Origin of the sequence: Methylobacter sp., from assembly GCF_004322395.1 — a bacterium.
Classification (GTDB): Bacteria; Pseudomonadota; Gammaproteobacteria; order Methylococcales; family Methylomonadaceae; genus Methylobacter_A.
The window spans coordinates 1-15,266 of sequence record NZ_SCTW01000108.1; the positions used below are offsets into that span (position 1 = coordinate 1).

The window sequence follows — 15,266 nt, forward strand, 5'->3', positions numbered from 1 at the left end:
CTCTGATAAAAAACGCGTCACTCGGTCATGGCTCACATCACCATCCACCATCGACGATAACCCTGTGGCTGTCGCCGCTCCAAACGTGCTTATCAAATAATCTGTATATAACTCTAATTCTACTTTTTTCATTCCCACAGAATAACCGAATTTAGGGATGGCTGCGTAACATCAGTTAATCATTGTCACCCCGTGTACTCATCCGCAGTATATCTGACAGGAAAGTCCAGCATAATTGAGCGGGATAAGCGACGACCCCATTGTGGCTTAAAAAATGGCCGCCGTATGTCAGCCAAAGCTGAGCCTTTTGTAAGCTTAAGACCAAATCCCAGATTATGTGACATTCATCACGAATTTCAGAATGTTGTAGCCATTAACTTCTCCGTCATTATATTAATGGCTATGCTCTGAACCCCATGACAGCACTTGTCCGCAAGATGTCTAAAAAGTCCGGTATAACTGAACTGGTTAAGTGCCAGTCATCGTGACTCGGGCAGTCTCTGATGTATGAAAGCCTAAGCTGACTGATTAGGACGGTAAGCAATTCTGAATATGGCAGAATTGATGGGTTGCGAAGGGCAGAGGATGTTATTCGAGTCAAGGCAAATAGCGAGTAATGTGTGTATGCTCAAGAAGTGTGGAGAAAATTCAAAGCAAGCTATCAACGGAAATAGCCGCCTATTTTCTATTCATAATAGATAATAAATCTCTTGATTAGATAAGAAACCTCAGCCCGCACCATAAACTGGCATGGATGTCCAAGACAATCGCTCAGGACGCGAAGTATATAATCTCATCGTTTAATGCAGTCGGCGTATTCTTCGGATTTTATCCGCGCGTAAAGCCGCCGATTTTAAACCTATCGAAGCGCTTTGTTATCAATAAAGGACAGTATGTTAATATTAGCCGCCCATAATTAAAGCTGCTACTACCAACACAAATTTTAAATGAAACCGATTTTTTACCGTCCTGCCCAACTGCGTGGCTTGGCTTTCCTGAGTTTGCTGTTACTGGCTCTTGCCATACTTGGCGGCATGATCTGGCGAAATGTACATCACTTTAAAACAGTTTTTTCTTATGTTAATTATTCTCATCGCATCCAAAATGTATCGGTAGGGCTACAGCAATCGTTGATTGAGTATCTGACCGAATCGGTAACGGACGCACATCCTGAAGCTCTGACCAAAACCCTGGGTGATATGGATGCGCTGATGACGGATAATCGTTATTTGTCAACGGCGACCAGATCAAGCCTGGAAACGGTCAAAAGCATGCTGGGAGATTTGTCGGCAGTAAAAAATGAAGAAAAACACAACCGTCTTTTAGCAGCTCTTAAATTGATGAGCGAAACGCTGGATAACGAAGCCTTGCAGCGTGAAGAGTTACTGGAAGATATTAGTCGGGATACCCAAACTGAACTGTATATGGCCTTGGCTATATTCATGGCTATATTGTTTGTGGCAGTACTATTTTTACGTTTCAGAATTTTGCATCCGCTTAATGATCTAAGAGAACTGTTGCAACATTTGACTGAAGAGAATTTTACCCCGATCACCACAGATCATCTTGATCCTCTGTTGTTGCCGGTGTTTAACAGCTACAATGAGATGGTTAAACACCTTGCAGAATTGGAAGAAGCAAATCGTTTACATGCCCAATCATTGCAACATGAAGTCAGATTGGCCACGCAAGCTTTACTAGAACAGCAATATAGCTTGGCAAGAGCCGATCGGTTGGCGGCTATAGGTGAAGTTGCTGCGGAATTAGCGCATGAGATACGTAATCCGCTGGCGGGAATTCAAATGGCATTTAATAATTTACGCCGTGAAATTGAGGATGCTGACCAGCTGGAAAGATTGGATCTGATCAATGCTGAGTTGAAACGGATGGCGAGATTGCTTAACGATATGCTCGGGCAAAGCCGTCATTCGCCGGAATTAGCTACTGCTTTTGATATGAGAGTATTAATTAAGGACTTAGTGGCGTTAACACGTTACCAGATACCCGAAACTATCAGTTTGCAAGTAGAGGTTCCGTACCCATTGCCCGTACATTTGCCTGAAAGCGGTATACGGCAAGCCTTATTGAATTTGATATTGAATGCAGCTGACGCACTTGAAGGTAATTCCGGAACCATCTGTATAAAGGCTAGCACAGACAGACAGGGCTTGCGTATTGACGTGCAGGATGACGGCATCGGTTTTTCTCAAGACATGCTGGAGCACGGTATCCGTCCATTTCGCACCAGCCGTCAACGCGGCACTGGACTGGGATTGGCTATGGTGCAACGCTTTGTAAAAGACGTGGGAGGCACGATCAACCTCACCAATCAACCGACTCATGGTGCATGCGTATCCATATTGTTGCCTAAAGAATGTATTATTCAGAGATAAATCATGATAGAAACCTTACTCATCATTGAAGATGAAAAATTGTTAGGTTCCGAATTGTCTCGTCATTATCGACAGTCTGGTTGGGAGGTTGTACTGGCGACCAATCTGAGAGAGGCCAGGGAATTATTGCAGAACAAAAAAATAGAGCCGTTGTTGATTCTTTCCGATATGAACTTGCCGGATGGTAATGCGCTGGATTTTATGGAAAAGATTAAAAAGGAGATTGGTCATGCCGGCGACTCCAGGGATGGAGGAGGTACGACCTCAGGGATGAGGGAGGTAGAGCAACGCAAGGAGCGGTTGCCGAGAGCAACGCCTGGAGCGGTTGCCGAGTGGCTTTTTTTAACCGGCTACGGCAATGTGCCGGATTCGGTCAGGGCACTACGGCTGGGTGCTTATGATTTTTTGGAAAAGCCCTGCGATCTGGATCGCCTTGACTTGATTGTCGCCAGCGCCGCACGCAGTGCATCAATCCAGCGACGTGTTATCGATCAAGCCAACCGGCATCGGCGTTATTCGCCGGATGCTTATGTCGGACATAGCCGACAGGCTCAGGGTGTAAGGCAGCTATTGGCGAAGCTGACCCAAGTGCCGTTTAGCGCGCTGATTATCGGCGGCGAGAGCGGCACCGGCAAAGGCTTGGCGGCGCGTATATTGCATTACGGAGGGACCCGTGCCCAACAACCGATGATTGAAGTGAATTGCGCGGCGCTACCTCGGGAATTGCTGGAATCTGAGTTATTCGGACATGAACCCGGCGCATTTACCGGTGCCGCAGGACGGCATCGCGGCCTGCTTGAACAGGCCGATGGCGGTACGCTGTTCATGGACGAAATCGGTGAAATGCCGTTGGATTTGCAGGCAAAATTGCTCAAAGTGATTGAAGATCACAAAGTCCGGCGCTTGGGAGCGGAAAAGGAAATCCAGGTCGATGTACAGATAGTTGCCGCAAGTAACCGTGATCTGGAAAAAATGGCTCAGGACGGTAGCTTTCGCGCCGATTTATATCACCGATTAAGCGTGTTCAAGTTGATCTTGCCGCCGCTACGCGAAGCCGTAGAAGATTTGGACGAGCTGGTGCCGTTATTCGTTGCCGAATATAACGCTAAGGCCGGGCGGCATGTTAAAGATATACCGGACGCGGTATGGGACAAGCTGAAAGCCCATTACTGGCCGGGCAACGTCAGAGAGTTGCGTAATGTCATCGAACGCTGCGTACTGTTTTCCGATGGGCCGACATTTCCCGGACAATGGCTGCAATTACCAGGACAGCCTTCTTCCGATGCGGTGCAGACCGAGCAGGGCATCTGGTTGCCGTTGGATGGCAGCATGGCGCTGGACGATATGGATTGTTTTATTATCAAAACCGCTCTGGAGCGGGCGGACAACAACCTGACCGCAGCTGCCAGGGCACTGGGAGCGACAAGGGAAACACTACGTTATAGGGTGCGGAAATATAACCTGAAAATAACGGATTGATTTGACGATTAAGTTTAATGAATGGCACCCTGGCCGCCTGTTCATGGCAGTCTCAAACTAATCATGCTTGGCAAAAATAAGTCTATCGGTAGCAAAACCGAGTGCCTTAGTCCGCATTAATCAATATCTGAATAGCTTATAATGAGTCGAGAGGATTCTAGATGTCTAACGATACAGTTAACTTACGCTGTACTGTTTCTATCAAACACGGAAAAAGGCTACTTTCTTATATTACGTAAATTTTCCAGATAACGTGACTTAACATCGTGCGCTAATAAAAATGCTGCGAAACCCGCGCCGCTGGTATCGGCAAGCCAATCGGCAACATCCGAAAAACGTCCCTCAATAAAAGACTGATGCCATTCATCGGACATACCATATAAACTGCAAAAAATAGCACTAGTCAAAGCAAGCGTAATGGGCCGATTGAACTGGTGCTTAAAACAGCGCCACGCGAATACTTCCATTATAAAATAGGCTCCGGCGTGTAGAATTTTATCCTGCACAGGAAACAACGCCGGAACCGGTAGGGAAGGTTGGTCGGAAAGCCAGTAAATAAACAGGCAATAGAAGATCAGGGACGTGAAGTCTAAAATTTTAATCATGGCCTTATAATTATGAATAATGTGTTTGAATTTGCCGAGGCGTTTTTTCGTCAGGCCAATGTCGATGAAAAGTTGGCGCTGACACACCAGGCTTGGCAAGCTTACATTGCTGGCGAATTAACGTTCATCTCGGATCGACCGGTTCTACAGATAGATCAGGTAACATTTCCCGAAAAACCGGAGTTATTGGCTCCGCGTCAGATGCCTCGGCGAAAACTGACCACAGCCGATGGTGTTGCCGCTTTTTTTCATGCCATTGCCCATGTTGAATTCGTAGCCATTTATCTGGCTTGGGATATTTTGTACCGTTTTCGCGGCATGCCCAAGGAATTTTATCAGGATTGGCTGCGTGTTGCCGATGAAGAAGCGCAGCATTTTGTATTAATTAGGACGCATTTACGAGCTATGCAAATTGATTATGGCGATTTACCTGCGCACAGCGGCTTATGGGATCATGCTAAAGATACCGCGGACGATTTGCCGGGCAGGTTGGCGATGGTTCCCCGCTGTATGGAAGCGCGGGGATTGGATGTGACGCCTGCGCTTATTGAAAAGTTCAGGATATTGGGCGATGATGCCAGCGTGGCAATATTAACGCGAATTTTGACCGACGAAGTAGGGCATGTGGAATTAGGTTCTAAATGGTTTAAGTTTGTTTGTAGGCAGCGCGGTTTTGAAGCCGAGGCCACATACCGCGAGTTAATCGATCAATATTATGTTGGCGGTAAACCTAAAGGCCCGTTTAACAGGGAACTGCGAAAAATAGCCGGCTTTTCGGATGCCGAAATAGATTGGCTGGAATGCTGACAGCATCTCTTTAAGCTGAAAATAATATACTTACCCTATGACTGATAATTCAACAAATCAGGATATACAACCCACATTGGAAATCGTTGAAGATTCCGGACAACGTTATGTGAAATTGTCCGGCAATTGGAACTTGCGTAATCTGATCATTGCGCCTGATCTGAATCGGAAAATCAGCTTGTATGCCGCTAATAAAAATATTCAATGGGACATGGAATCGGTTAATGTGCTCGACAGCGCCAGCGCATTAATGCTTTGGAAAGCATGGGGAAACAAGCTGCCGGTTGCGTTGCAGATGAAACCTGAACATCGGCATTTATTCGAGCGCTGGCAAGCCCAAAAAATCCCTGAGCTCCAGCCTGTCATTTCCAGTGCAAGCCGGATTATAAAGTACACCGATCAACTGCTTGCCAGTTTTTGGAAACAACTGTTGGAGTTGGTAACTTTATTAGGCCAACTGGTTTTGGATATAGGCTATCTTTTTTTGCATCCTAACGAAATTCCCTGGTCGGAAATTTCCATTACGATTTACGAATCCGGAGTCCGGGCTTTGGGCATTACAGCTCTGGTGGGTTTTCTGATCGGCATTGTGCTTAGCTATTTATCGGCGTTGCAATTGAAGATTTTCGGGGCGGAAATTTATATTATCGATATTCTGGGTTTGAGCATCATCCGCGAGTTGGGGCCTCTGCTGGCGGCCATTCTGGTTGCGGGCCGCTCCGGCTCGGCAATGACAGCGCAAATCGGCATCATGCGGGTAACCGAGGAACTCGATGCGCTCTCAGCGATGGGCATATCTCATTCCTTGCGCCTGATTCTGCCCAAGGTGATGGCATTGACTATCGTTCTGCCGTTGCTAAGTGTATGGACCAGCGTGATGGCGCTGATAGGAGGAATGTTTTCGGCGCAAACTACACTAGATATCAATTACAAGCAATTTTTCCTGAAATTGCCTGACGTGGTGCCGCTGACTAATATTTTTATCGGCTTGGGAAAAAGCGCGGTATTCGGGTTGATGATTGCGCTGATAGCTTGTCACTTCGGTTTTCTGATTAAGCCGAATACCGAAAGCCTTGGCAATGAGACCACTAATTCCGTAGTGGCTGCTATTACCGTGGTGATTATGGTTGATGCGGTATTTGCTATCCTGTTTATGAATGTGGGCATGCCATGAACGAATCATCGACGACAACTCCTGCAGCACAAGACGAAAATTTATTCGCAATCCGGCTGGAGCATATCTGGACGAGATTTTATGAGCCCTTAAAGGATACAGGCAAGATTGTTCATCAAGATATTAATCTTTGCCTGGAACACGGCGAGATTTTGGGGCTGGTAGGCGCATCCGGTTGCGGCAAGACCACTTTGTTGCGTGAAATTATCGGCCTGCAAAAGCCCACACGGGGCGAAGTGTTCGTGATGGGGCAGTCTTTAAAAGACGCTGATTCAAGCCACGGCCAGCGGCTGCGCAGCAATTGCGGCGTGCTGTTTCAGAAAGGCGCGTTATTTAGCGTTTTAAATGTTTTTGAGAATATTGCCTTTCCATTGCGGGAAATAGGTTTTGACGATGAAGAATTGATTGCGCGTATAGTATTTATGAAGCTGTCAATGGTCGGGCTGGCCGCTAGTGACGCTTGGTTAAAACCGGCCGATTTGTCGGGCGGCATGATCAAGCGGGTGGCGCTGGCCCGCACTATGGTTCTGGATCCGGGACTCTTATTGCTCGATGAGCCGACCTCGGGGCTTGACCCTATTTCCAGCGAAGATTTTGTCAGCTTGTTATCCGAGCTGCATAAAGACCTTCATTTTACGGTGGTTATGGTGACCCATGATTTAGATATATTAAGAGATCTGTGTACTAAGGTTGCAGTGCTGGCGGATGCTCATCTGGTCGCTTTTGGAACGCTGGCCGATGTTCTAAACTGCGATCATCCTTTTGTAGATAAATTTTTTCACAATAAACGCGCTGAACGGGTGTTTCAATATCAGGAGAATGCCGATGGGTAGAGAAAATCATGCACTGACTACCGGCCTGTTTTTGATTGCCTTGGTGGCTGCATCGACGGCAATTATTTTCTGGATCGGCACCATGAATGAGGAGCGCAATCTCTACGTTATTTCAACTCAAGCATCTGTTTCAGGCCTTAATCCCGAATCGACGGTCTTTTACCGGGGCATCGCGGTGGGAAAAGTGCTTAATGTCCGGTTCGATCCCTCAGATTACAGTACCATTCTTGTTCCGATTGAGATCGACAAGAGCATCGTTCTGAATAAAGGCGTTTACGCAACCTTGCGCTTAAAAGGTGTAACCGGCTTGACCCAGATTCAGCTGGAAGACTCCGGTACTATTTCTGAGCCATTGCCCCCGGGCGATAATCCTGCATCACGTATTCCTTTAGTGCCATCGATAACTGATAAGCTGATGGACTCAGGAGAAGAACTTTTGCATAAAGCCGATCATTTAATGCAGCGGCTTAGCGCACTGTTAAGCGATGAAAATGAAAAGAATATCGGCGGCATTCTAAGTAACCTGAAAACACTAACCGACAAACTTTCCGAGCTACAAAATAGCGTTGATAAGGCAATCGCCGGCATTCCCGCACTCAGTACGGATAGCCGAAAAACCCTATCAAATATCAATGCGTTGACTCATGATTTACAGAGCTTAACCAAAGAAGCACAAAACCTCAGCCTAAAAGCCGGTAGCTTTGTCGATAGCGGAAAAACGGCTAGCGACGCTTTAGAGCAATCAACATTACCGAAAATTAACAAACTGCTGACTGAGTTACAGTCGACAACGCAACAGGTAAAAAGAGTCGCCACTATGCTGGAAAACGATCCGCAGGAATTGTTGTTCGGACCCAGTCAACAAGATGCCGGACCGGGTGAGCCGGGCTATGAGGAAAAGCAATGAAGTACTTATTAATAGGATGGCTGTTTTTTTTTAGCGCAGGTTGCAGCGTTACCGAAAAAAAGCCCGCATTCCATGATTTTGGCGTATCCCTATCAACCGCAACTCATCAGGATAAAGCGTCAGTTAGCGTCAATGCACCGACTTGGCTTTGGGATAACCGTATTCGTTATCGATTGCTTTTTTCCGCCCCCTCCCAAGTCAGATTTTACGGTTTGGACCGCTGGATTGCACCACCGCCTGAATTGCTTGAGCAATTGCTGACTTCCAGCAACAAGGCTCAGGATTATATCCTTATAGTACGGCTTCATGATTTTGAGCAGCAATTTGATGCGCCGGACCGGGCTCGGGCGGTGCTGAGTTTCTCTGTGGAAGCCTATTCCGTCAATAATAAACAAAAGATTGCTTCACGAGAATTTTATCTGCAACAGCCTACTAAAACACCCGATGCGGCCGGCGCAATAAACGGCTTTACCGATTTGACAAAACAGGCAACTGAAAAGATCCAGACCTGGCTCATGGAATTATCAAACCACCAACATTGAGCGCGTTTAACTGACCGCGATGCTTCGCCTCCATCAGAGGAGGGCGGGGGCAGTTACTTTCTATTTTTATAATCTTCAATCAGTTGCTCCATTGTTTTTTTATCGTTTAAGCACTGAACTACTTTAGTAATTATTATTGCATCATAATGTCGGCGTAAAACTGATTCCGTAGGACGCGGCGGTGCAAGCGAGTCAATCATCGTGTAAACATGAGTCAGATAATGCCGTTTCAGTATTGAATCTTGAGGGAGAAAGCTGTTACCGGCATTTTCTGGAAAAGGAACTTTTGCTTGCGGCTTCGCAGAAGATTCAATATTAACTACGGGTTTATCGGCAGGCTTAGGTTCAGGAGGATTAACAACCGTCGCCTTAGCATTAACAACGGGTTGGTCTGCTGACTTGGTTTCCGGTTGTTGCTTTACTTGCTCTAGTATTTTGGATTCGCTTTTTGGCGTTTCTTTTGATGAATGGCATGATGAGCATTTTTTTCGTTTTTTTAAAACAATTGGTATTGCTATCAACAGAACAATAAGCACGGCGATAATTTCAAATATGTTCATAACAGCTCTCTCCCGATTTTATAAAGTTACTCAACGTTAAAAAACTATTGTTTTTTAACATCTCTTTCAACAAAAGAAAACTAATAAAATTATCAAAAGTACTGAGGGCGCCAAAACACCTGCTAAACCTTGTTGACGGTATAAGGTATGCGATTTTTAATCGCGTGAAGATTACTTGGTTGGTACGAAAGATAACATTTTAAGATGAGATAGCCGTAGCTGATATAAACAGGCTAATTCAATAAGCATAAGCAATCGCAATAAAAAGACCATTATAAATTATTTCGCATAATGTATATTATGTTAAATTAAATTATATTCATGGAACAAGCTTTTTACTGCCACGACATCCCTACTTTTTCCATATCGGTTAAGACTGAATGTGTTAGATTACGCCCAAGCTTGTACAGTCACTTTGATACTCTTTAAGATAATAAGAAAAAAATACTTCATGCATAATTCATAAACCGGGTTTTGTAGCAGTTACCAATGCATTAACATCAAGTCTGTGGCTAAGAGTTATGTTTATAAATCCACTATCACGTAGCTGATCTAATGCTGCCGATTCACGCATGACGTGATTTTCCGATTCATCGCTAAACAAATGTACTATCCAATGTTCTAGTACGTCCAGCTTATTAATCTTGGTTAACACCTTAAAATAACCGCTGACTTCTTCTTGTATGATGCGTGTATGTTTCGAAATATCATCTAACCCATAACGATCGCCGTTAATGAATTGGCCGCCGGGCTTTAATATCCTGAAGATTTCTTGTACAACTTCCTTACGATAAATATCGAGAAAATTATGCAAGGTATAAGCCGAAGCCACTATATCGACACTATCTGTAGCAATTTTTTTTACAGCCGTTAATGCATCATCGCTGGAAAAATCCAGTTTGCCTTCTTCCACCCATTTATGTAGATTTTTTTTAGCCTGTTCCTGCATAACCGGTTCATTATCAATGCTTAAGATGCTAAATTTATCAGAGGCTGTTAATAATGATAAAGTGGTAATGCCGGTGCCGCCGCCCAGCTCTATAACGGTAAGATTATCGGTTGTTTGTTCTGCGTACGCGGAAGCTGCAACGCCTACCAGGCGGCTCATTTGGGTTGCTAAAGGACAGATCAAGTTGAGCAGTTCATAATCCTGCCCGATCACGCCGGAAAACATGGCATCATATTTTGATTTGTCAGTCGTCATAGTTTCGCTTGCTGTTTGCGGTCGAAAGCAGCCAATTGCTCGGCGGTAGCTTCGGTTTGAAATTTGTCTTTCCAGTCTTTATAAGGCATGCCGTAAACAATTTCTCTGGCTTGCTCATAATCCATTTCTATGCCCTGCTCTACCGCTGCCGCCATATACCACTTAGCCAAACAATTTCTGCAAAAGTCAGCCAGTATCATTAAATCGATATTTTGAACGTCGGTATTCTTTTGTAAATGACTGACTAAGCGTCTAAATGCAGCCGCTTCTAATTCGGTTTTTGTGTTTTTATCCACAGATTTGCTCCAAAAATAATCGTTATTTTAACAGAAACAGTTATTCAAGCATGTACATTCCTATTCAAAGATTTTACAATGAACATGAGAATAACGAGCTGCTTCACATATGAGAATTCATAGTTCATCATTAACTTTTTCGCCCCTAAACCTTAACCAGAAAGTTGGCAAAAATGGTAGCGCGCAAAATAAAGATGAACATGAGCTGTCTATTGCGAAAGATGCTCAAAACAAAAAACAGCCCTCTTCACCTGAAGAGATTAAAAAAACATTGGATAATGTCGGCTTAGCCATTGATTTGTCGAGTCAAGACAATATTATAAAACCAACCAATTCACGAACTTTACGAGCACTTTCTGCCTATACCCAGGAATTCAATGCACCGCTGCAAGATCAACGTGCTCAATTGATTATAGGAATAGATGCTTACGCCTGATCACCCTACTTTCGGTCACTAATGAAACAGCTTTTCGAATTTTTTCCGATTCTCTTATTTTTTATTGCATTCAAACTTTATGATATTTATGTCGCTACCGCCGTGGTCATTGCGGCAACGATTATTCAGGTAGCTTACACATGGTTTAAATACCGCAAGGTTGAAACCATGCAATGGATTACCTTGGGATTGATTTTGGTAATGGGGGGGGCAACCCTTTATTTGCAGGATGAACAATTTATCAAATGGAAGCTGTCTATTATAGAATGGCTATTTGGCACAGCCTTTTTGGGGAGTCAGTTTATTGGTAAAAAACCCTTCATTGAAAAAATGCTGTCTGGCAGTTTAACATTGCCCGCATTGGTATGGAGACGGTTAAACACAATGTGGGGCTGCTTTTTCATTAGTGTAGGCTTTCTCAATCTTTATGTGATGTACAATTACAATACAGACGATTGGGTCACTTTTAAAACGTTTGGCGTACCGGCTTTAATGGCTATTTTTATTTTGCTGCAATTGGTTTATTTATATAAATACATTCCCGATACAGAGGAATAAAAAATGCTATATGCCATTATCAGTGAAGATGTAGCCGATAGTCTGGAGAAAAGACTGTCAGTCCGTCCGGCGCATATCCAAAGATTGCAGGAGCTACAAGACGCCGGACGACTGGTTTTAGCCGGTCCTCATCCCTCAATTGACAGCGACAATCCGGGTGCGGCGGGTTTTACCGGCAGTCTGGTAATTGCTGAGTTTGATAGCCTTACAGATGCCCAACAATGGGCGGAAGTTGATCCTTATATCGATGCCGGGGTTTACGCCAAGGTTATCGTTAAACCATTTAAAAAGGTCTTTCCACAATGACATCCGAATTAATTAGACAGTTGTTAAATGACGCCTTTAAGCCGGAGTTATTAGAAATTATTGATAACAGTGCGGCCCATGCTGGACATACTGGCGCACGTAGCGGCGGAGGTCATTATCATGTTACTATTGTAGCTGAAGTTTTTGAAGGAAAGTCTTTAGTTCAGCGACACCAGCTTATTTATAATGCGCTGGGCGACATGATGAAACAACAAATCCATGCCTTAGGCATTAATGCTCTTTCACCCTCTGAAGAAACAAAAGGAAGATTCTAAATGAAAAATAAACTTATCCCTCTACTTGTTGTCGGCACAGCACTGATTGCTGGTTGTAATCAAGAAAAAGCAGCCGATACCGGCAGCACTTCTGCTCCGGCAGTAACCGCACCTGCCATCGACAAAGCCGATGCTGTTGCTGTCGTCAATGGCCAGTACATCTCTAAATCAACGCTTGAGACGTTAGAAAAAGAAATCGCCGAGCGTGGCCACGGACAAACTTTTCCTAAAGAAAAATTGGTTGAAGAACTCGTTCAGCGTGAATTACTGGTTCAAGATGCGATACAAAAGCAACTGGACAAATCGCCTGAGTATATAACACAGCTTGAAGCGGCTAAAAAAGCATTACTAACACAGGCAGGCCTGCAAAACTTCATTAAAGCCAATCCGGTAACCGATGAGGAAATCAAAGCTGAATACGAAAGCAAAGTAGCCGCTGAAAAGGGAACCGAATATAAAGCGCGTCATATTCTGGTTAAAACAGAAGCAGAAGCAAAAAAGCTGATTGCTGAATTGGATAAGGGGGCAGACTTTGCCAAATTAGCTAATAAAAACTCATTAGATGCTAAAGAATCGCAAAATGGCGGCGATTTAGGCTGGTTTTCTGCCGCGCAAATGGTTGCTCCTTTCTCTGAGGCAGTGGCTGCGCTGGAAAAAGGAAAATACACCAAAGAACCAGTTAAAACCCAATTTGGTTATCATGTGATTTTAAAGGAAGATTCTCGTCCTATAACACCTCCACCATTGGAAGCAGTTAAAGAGCAACTTACACCTTTCTTGCAACGCAAAAAAGTTCAGAGCATGATAGAAACATTGCGCAATCAAGCTAAAGTGGAAATATTGGTGCCGCTGACTGAAGAAAAACCAACAACTGAAGCCGCTCCTTCTACACCAGAGCAACCTGCTACAGCCCCGGCTGTTGAAGGTACCGCAACTGAAAAGGCTCCAGCAGCGGCTGAAGAAAAACCAGCCACTCCTGCGGCAGAGCCTGCTAAAACTGAAGAGCCCGCCAAAGCAGCAGAACCTGCTCCCGCAGCACCGGCAGAAAACAAAAAATAAGTTCTGCGATATATAACAAAAAGGGCGGTTAATCCGCCCTTTTTTATGTGATTTTTTCCAGATATTGCACTATAAACTGCACACTACGGTTTCCCCTGAATTCATTAATATCCAATTTGTAAGCTGCCTTAATATGCCGCAAACCCAACCAGCTTTCCGGCTTGTCCACATAAAAGGCAATCGCGTCGATTAACAGCTCGCCGAACGGCTTTCTGAGCACTAATTTAAGATGTCGCTGCCCGACGATACGCGATTGGATAACATCAAAAACACCATCAAAAACAGGTTCGGGAAATTCCTGACCCCAAGTGCCGGCGTTTTGCAATAAATCGGCAAATTCAATGGTCATTTCCTGTTCAGTCAGCTCTCCATCGGAATAGATTTTTTGCTCCAGATCGATAGTCACTAGGCGCTTTCTGACCATTTCATCGAAAGCCAACGCAAAAGGCGGATAGTCATGCATTTTCAAACTCATACCTGCAGCCATCGCATGACCGCCGAACTTACTCAGTAATTTAGGGTGTAGTGCTGCAATATCGCTCAATACATCCCGAATATGAACGCCGGGAATCGAGCGAGCGGAACCCTTTATCTCATCTTTGCCGGCGGGCGCAAAAGCGATAACCGGGCGATGTAATTGATCTTTAATTCGCGACGCCAAAATACCGATAACGCCTTGGTGCCAGTTTGCGTCAAACAAACAAACGCCGGCCGGCAAATGGTGTTCATCAAGCTTTTTCATTTCACTTAACAAAGCCATAGCTTCGTTTTTCATTTGACCTTCGATTTCCCGCCGATCATTGTTCAGATCATCGAGTTGCAACGCCATTTCTTTTGCTAGCGTCTTATCTTCGATAAGCAGACACTGAATTCCCAATGACATATCATCCATGCGTCCTGCTGCATTAAGCCTTGGGCCCAGCGCAAAACCCAAATCGGTGGCGGAAATGGACTCAGGCTTCCTGCCCGATACATCGATAAGCGCATTTATCCCAGGATGCGCGCGCCCCGTGCGTATTCTCAATAGACCTTGATGCACCAAAACCCGGTTGATTTGATCCAGCGCCACCACGTCGGCGACCGTACCCAATGCGACATAATCAAGCAGCTGAGCGAGATTGGGCTCTTGAACTTGGTTTTGCTCGAACCAGTTCTGCTCTCTTAACCGGCTCCTTAAAGCCATTAATACATAGAAAATAACGCCGACACCGGCAAGTGCGCCGCTGGGGAATTTATCATCGTCCAGGTTGGGATTTACTATAGCATCTGCAACAGGTAACTCATGCCCCGGCAAATGATGATCGGTAATCAGGACTTTTATACCCAGCTCTTTGGCTACCCTAACCCCGTCTATACTGGATATGCCGTTATCGACGGTAATAATTACATCAGGATTTTGCTGCTTAACCAGATCGACGATTTCAGGCGTCAGGCCATAACCATATTCAAACCGGTTGGGGACTACGAATGACACATTCCCTGCCCCCAACAACTGCAAACCTTTAATAGCCACCGCACAACTAGTTGCGCCGTCGGCATCAAAATCTGCCACGATACAGATCTTTTGCCGCTCATTGATCGCGGTAATCAAATGATCGACCATCTCTTCCATGCCCGATAACAACCATGGCGACGGAAGTTTTGCCAAAGTTCTATCCAGTTCTTCTTCAGACGTTAAGCCCCTGGCTAGAAAAATACGTTCCAGTATTGGATGCATTTCGCCCAATTTAGCGCGCTTCTTCGGGACAGGACGGGTAACGATAGTTTTTTTTACGCCTTGATAATACATGGGTTTCCAATAAAAAAGCCGACATTGGCCGGCTTTAAATTTT

General features: G+C 44.9%; 17 protein-coding genes and 1 pseudogene. 12 read left to right on the plus strand and 6 right to left on the minus strand.

Annotation, left to right across the window (positions count from 1 at the left end):
- Positions 1-132: pseudogene (locus tag EPO18_RS20825) on the minus strand (IS701 family transposase); the annotation flags it as partial.
- A gap of 815 nt (positions 133-947) precedes the next feature.
- On the opposite strand from EPO18_RS20825, the gene EPO18_RS14885 reads away from it, so the two are divergent.
- Positions 948-2,393 (plus strand): sensor histidine kinase, encoded by a 1,446-nt coding sequence (locus EPO18_RS14885; RefSeq protein ID WP_292434537.1) that lies wholly within the window; start codon positions 948-950, stop codon positions 2,391-2,393.
- Between the two features lie 3 nt (positions 2,394-2,396).
- Positions 2,397-3,872, plus strand: coding sequence for a sigma-54-dependent transcriptional regulator (locus tag EPO18_RS14890; RefSeq protein WP_292434538.1), 1,476 nt, complete (start codon positions 2,397-2,399; stop codon positions 3,870-3,872).
- A gap of 218 nt (positions 3,873-4,090) precedes the next feature.
- Here the strand turns inward: EPO18_RS14890 and EPO18_RS14895 are convergent, their stop codons facing one another.
- Positions 4,091-4,477 (minus strand): VanZ family protein, encoded by a 387-nt coding sequence (locus EPO18_RS14895; RefSeq protein WP_292434540.1) that lies wholly within the window; start codon positions 4,475-4,477, stop codon positions 4,091-4,093.
- 12 nt (positions 4,478-4,489) lie between these two features.
- On the opposite strand from EPO18_RS14895, the gene EPO18_RS14900 reads away from it, so the two are divergent.
- The 5 genes from EPO18_RS14900 to EPO18_RS14920 are packed head-to-tail and all read left to right on the plus strand — an operon-like array spanning position 4,490 to position 8,740.
- Positions 4,490-5,284: a ferritin-like domain-containing protein gene (locus EPO18_RS14900; RefSeq protein ID WP_292434541.1), complete on the plus strand. Its 795-nt coding sequence runs from the start codon at positions 4,490-4,492 to the stop codon at positions 5,282-5,284.
- Positions 5,285-5,321: 37 nt separating this feature from the next.
- The gene (locus EPO18_RS14905) at positions 5,322-6,458 is read left to right on the plus strand and encodes an MlaE family ABC transporter permease (protein WP_292434544.1); all 1,137 of its coding nucleotides are present in this window, start codon (positions 5,322-5,324) and stop codon (positions 6,456-6,458) included.
- Entirely contained in the window at positions 6,455-7,291 is an 837-nt protein-coding gene (locus tag EPO18_RS14910; protein ID WP_292434546.1) for an ABC transporter ATP-binding protein, read from the plus strand. Before EPO18_RS14905 ends, EPO18_RS14910 begins: the two co-directional genes overlap by 4 nt.
- On the plus strand, positions 7,284-8,198 hold the full coding sequence (locus EPO18_RS14915) for an MlaD family protein (protein ID WP_292434548.1): 915 nt from the start codon (positions 7,284-7,286) through the stop codon (positions 8,196-8,198). Before EPO18_RS14910 ends, EPO18_RS14915 begins: the two co-directional genes overlap by 8 nt.
- The gene (locus tag EPO18_RS14920; protein ID WP_292434550.1) at positions 8,195-8,740 is read left to right on the plus strand and encodes an ABC-type transport auxiliary lipoprotein family protein; all 546 of its coding nucleotides are present in this window, start codon (positions 8,195-8,197) and stop codon (positions 8,738-8,740) included. Before EPO18_RS14915 ends, EPO18_RS14920 begins: the two co-directional genes overlap by 4 nt.
- 53 nt (positions 8,741-8,793) lie before the next feature.
- On the opposite strand, the gene EPO18_RS14925 is transcribed toward EPO18_RS14920, so the two are convergent.
- The 3 genes from EPO18_RS14925 to EPO18_RS14935 form a co-directional block, all read right to left on the minus strand.
- On the minus strand, positions 8,794-9,300 hold the full coding sequence (locus tag EPO18_RS14925) for a hypothetical protein (RefSeq protein ID WP_292434551.1): 507 nt from the start codon (positions 9,298-9,300) through the stop codon (positions 8,794-8,796).
- A gap of 460 nt (positions 9,301-9,760) precedes the next feature.
- Positions 9,761-10,504 carry a class I SAM-dependent methyltransferase gene (locus EPO18_RS14930; RefSeq protein WP_292434554.1) on the minus strand — a complete coding sequence of 248 codons (744 nt, stop codon included), beginning with the start codon at positions 10,502-10,504 and terminating at the stop codon, positions 9,761-9,763.
- Complete coding sequence (locus tag EPO18_RS14935) at positions 10,501-10,800, minus strand: DUF1244 domain-containing protein (protein WP_292434556.1); 300 nt, start codon at positions 10,798-10,800, stop codon at positions 10,501-10,503. Before EPO18_RS14935 ends, EPO18_RS14930 begins: the two co-directional genes overlap by 4 nt.
- A 109-nt stretch (positions 10,801-10,909) precedes the next feature.
- Here EPO18_RS14935 and EPO18_RS14940 point away from each other — a divergent pair, with 109 nt between their 5' ends.
- The 5 genes from EPO18_RS14940 to EPO18_RS14960 are packed head-to-tail and all read left to right on the plus strand — an operon-like array spanning position 10,910 to position 13,434.
- Positions 10,910-11,236 (plus strand): hypothetical protein, encoded by a 327-nt coding sequence (locus tag EPO18_RS14940; RefSeq protein ID WP_292434558.1) that lies wholly within the window; start codon positions 10,910-10,912, stop codon positions 11,234-11,236.
- 21 nt (positions 11,237-11,257) lie between these two features.
- Complete coding sequence (locus EPO18_RS14945) at positions 11,258-11,794, plus strand: septation protein A (protein ID WP_292434560.1); 537 nt, start codon at positions 11,258-11,260, stop codon at positions 11,792-11,794.
- A gap of 3 nt (positions 11,795-11,797) precedes the next feature.
- Positions 11,798-12,100, plus strand: a complete 303-nt coding sequence (locus EPO18_RS14950) for a YciI family protein (RefSeq protein WP_292434563.1) — start codon at positions 11,798-11,800, stop codon at positions 12,098-12,100.
- A complete protein-coding gene (locus tag EPO18_RS14955) occupies positions 12,097-12,375 on the plus strand; it encodes a BolA family protein (protein WP_292434565.1) in 279 nt (92 codons plus the stop codon). Before EPO18_RS14950 ends, EPO18_RS14955 begins: the two co-directional genes overlap by 4 nt.
- Entirely contained in the window at positions 12,376-13,434 is a 1,059-nt protein-coding gene (locus EPO18_RS14960; RefSeq protein WP_292434567.1) for a peptidylprolyl isomerase, read from the plus strand.
- Positions 13,435-13,477: 43 nt separating this feature from the next.
- Here the strand turns inward: EPO18_RS14960 and recJ are convergent, their stop codons facing one another.
- Positions 13,478-15,223 (minus strand): single-stranded-DNA-specific exonuclease RecJ, encoded by a 1,746-nt coding sequence (gene recJ / locus EPO18_RS14965; RefSeq protein ID WP_292434569.1) that lies wholly within the window; start codon positions 15,221-15,223, stop codon positions 13,478-13,480.
- Positions 15,224-15,266 lie beyond the last annotated feature (43 nt).

Coding starts and splice junctions, on each gene's coding strand:
- EPO18_RS14900 (WP_292434541.1), top strand. CDS start 4,490: ATGAATAATGTGTTTGAATTTGCCGAGGCGTTTTTTCGTCAGGCCAAT.
- EPO18_RS14920 (WP_292434550.1), top strand. CDS start 8,195: ATGAAGTACTTATTAATAGGATGGCTGTTTTTTTTTAGCGCAGGTTGC.
- EPO18_RS14905 (WP_292434544.1), top strand. CDS start 5,322: ATGACTGATAATTCAACAAATCAGGATATACAACCCACATTGGAAATC.
- EPO18_RS14915 (WP_292434548.1), top strand. CDS start 7,284: ATGGGTAGAGAAAATCATGCACTGACTACCGGCCTGTTTTTGATTGCC.
- recJ (WP_292434569.1), bottom strand. CDS start 15,223: ATGTATTATCAAGGCGTAAAAAAAACTATCGTTACCCGTCCTGTCCCG.
- EPO18_RS14955 (WP_292434565.1), top strand. CDS start 12,097: ATGACATCCGAATTAATTAGACAGTTGTTAAATGACGCCTTTAAGCCG.
- EPO18_RS14930 (WP_292434554.1), bottom strand. CDS start 10,504: ATGACGACTGACAAATCAAAATATGATGCCATGTTTTCCGGCGTGATC.
- EPO18_RS14940 (WP_292434558.1), top strand. CDS start 10,910: ATGAGAATTCATAGTTCATCATTAACTTTTTCGCCCCTAAACCTTAAC.
- EPO18_RS14960 (WP_292434567.1), top strand. CDS start 12,376: ATGAAAAATAAACTTATCCCTCTACTTGTTGTCGGCACAGCACTGATT.
- EPO18_RS14910 (WP_292434546.1), top strand. CDS start 6,455: ATGAACGAATCATCGACGACAACTCCTGCAGCACAAGACGAAAATTTA.
- EPO18_RS14945 (WP_292434560.1), top strand. CDS start 11,258: ATGAAACAGCTTTTCGAATTTTTTCCGATTCTCTTATTTTTTATTGCA.
- EPO18_RS14950 (WP_292434563.1), top strand. CDS start 11,798: ATGCTATATGCCATTATCAGTGAAGATGTAGCCGATAGTCTGGAGAAA.
- EPO18_RS14895 (WP_292434540.1), bottom strand. CDS start 4,477: ATGATTAAAATTTTAGACTTCACGTCCCTGATCTTCTATTGCCTGTTT.
- EPO18_RS14890 (WP_292434538.1), top strand. CDS start 2,397: ATGATAGAAACCTTACTCATCATTGAAGATGAAAAATTGTTAGGTTCC.
- EPO18_RS14925 (WP_292434551.1), bottom strand. CDS start 9,300: ATGAACATATTTGAAATTATCGCCGTGCTTATTGTTCTGTTGATAGCA.
- EPO18_RS14885 (WP_292434537.1), top strand. CDS start 948: ATGAAACCGATTTTTTACCGTCCTGCCCAACTGCGTGGCTTGGCTTTC.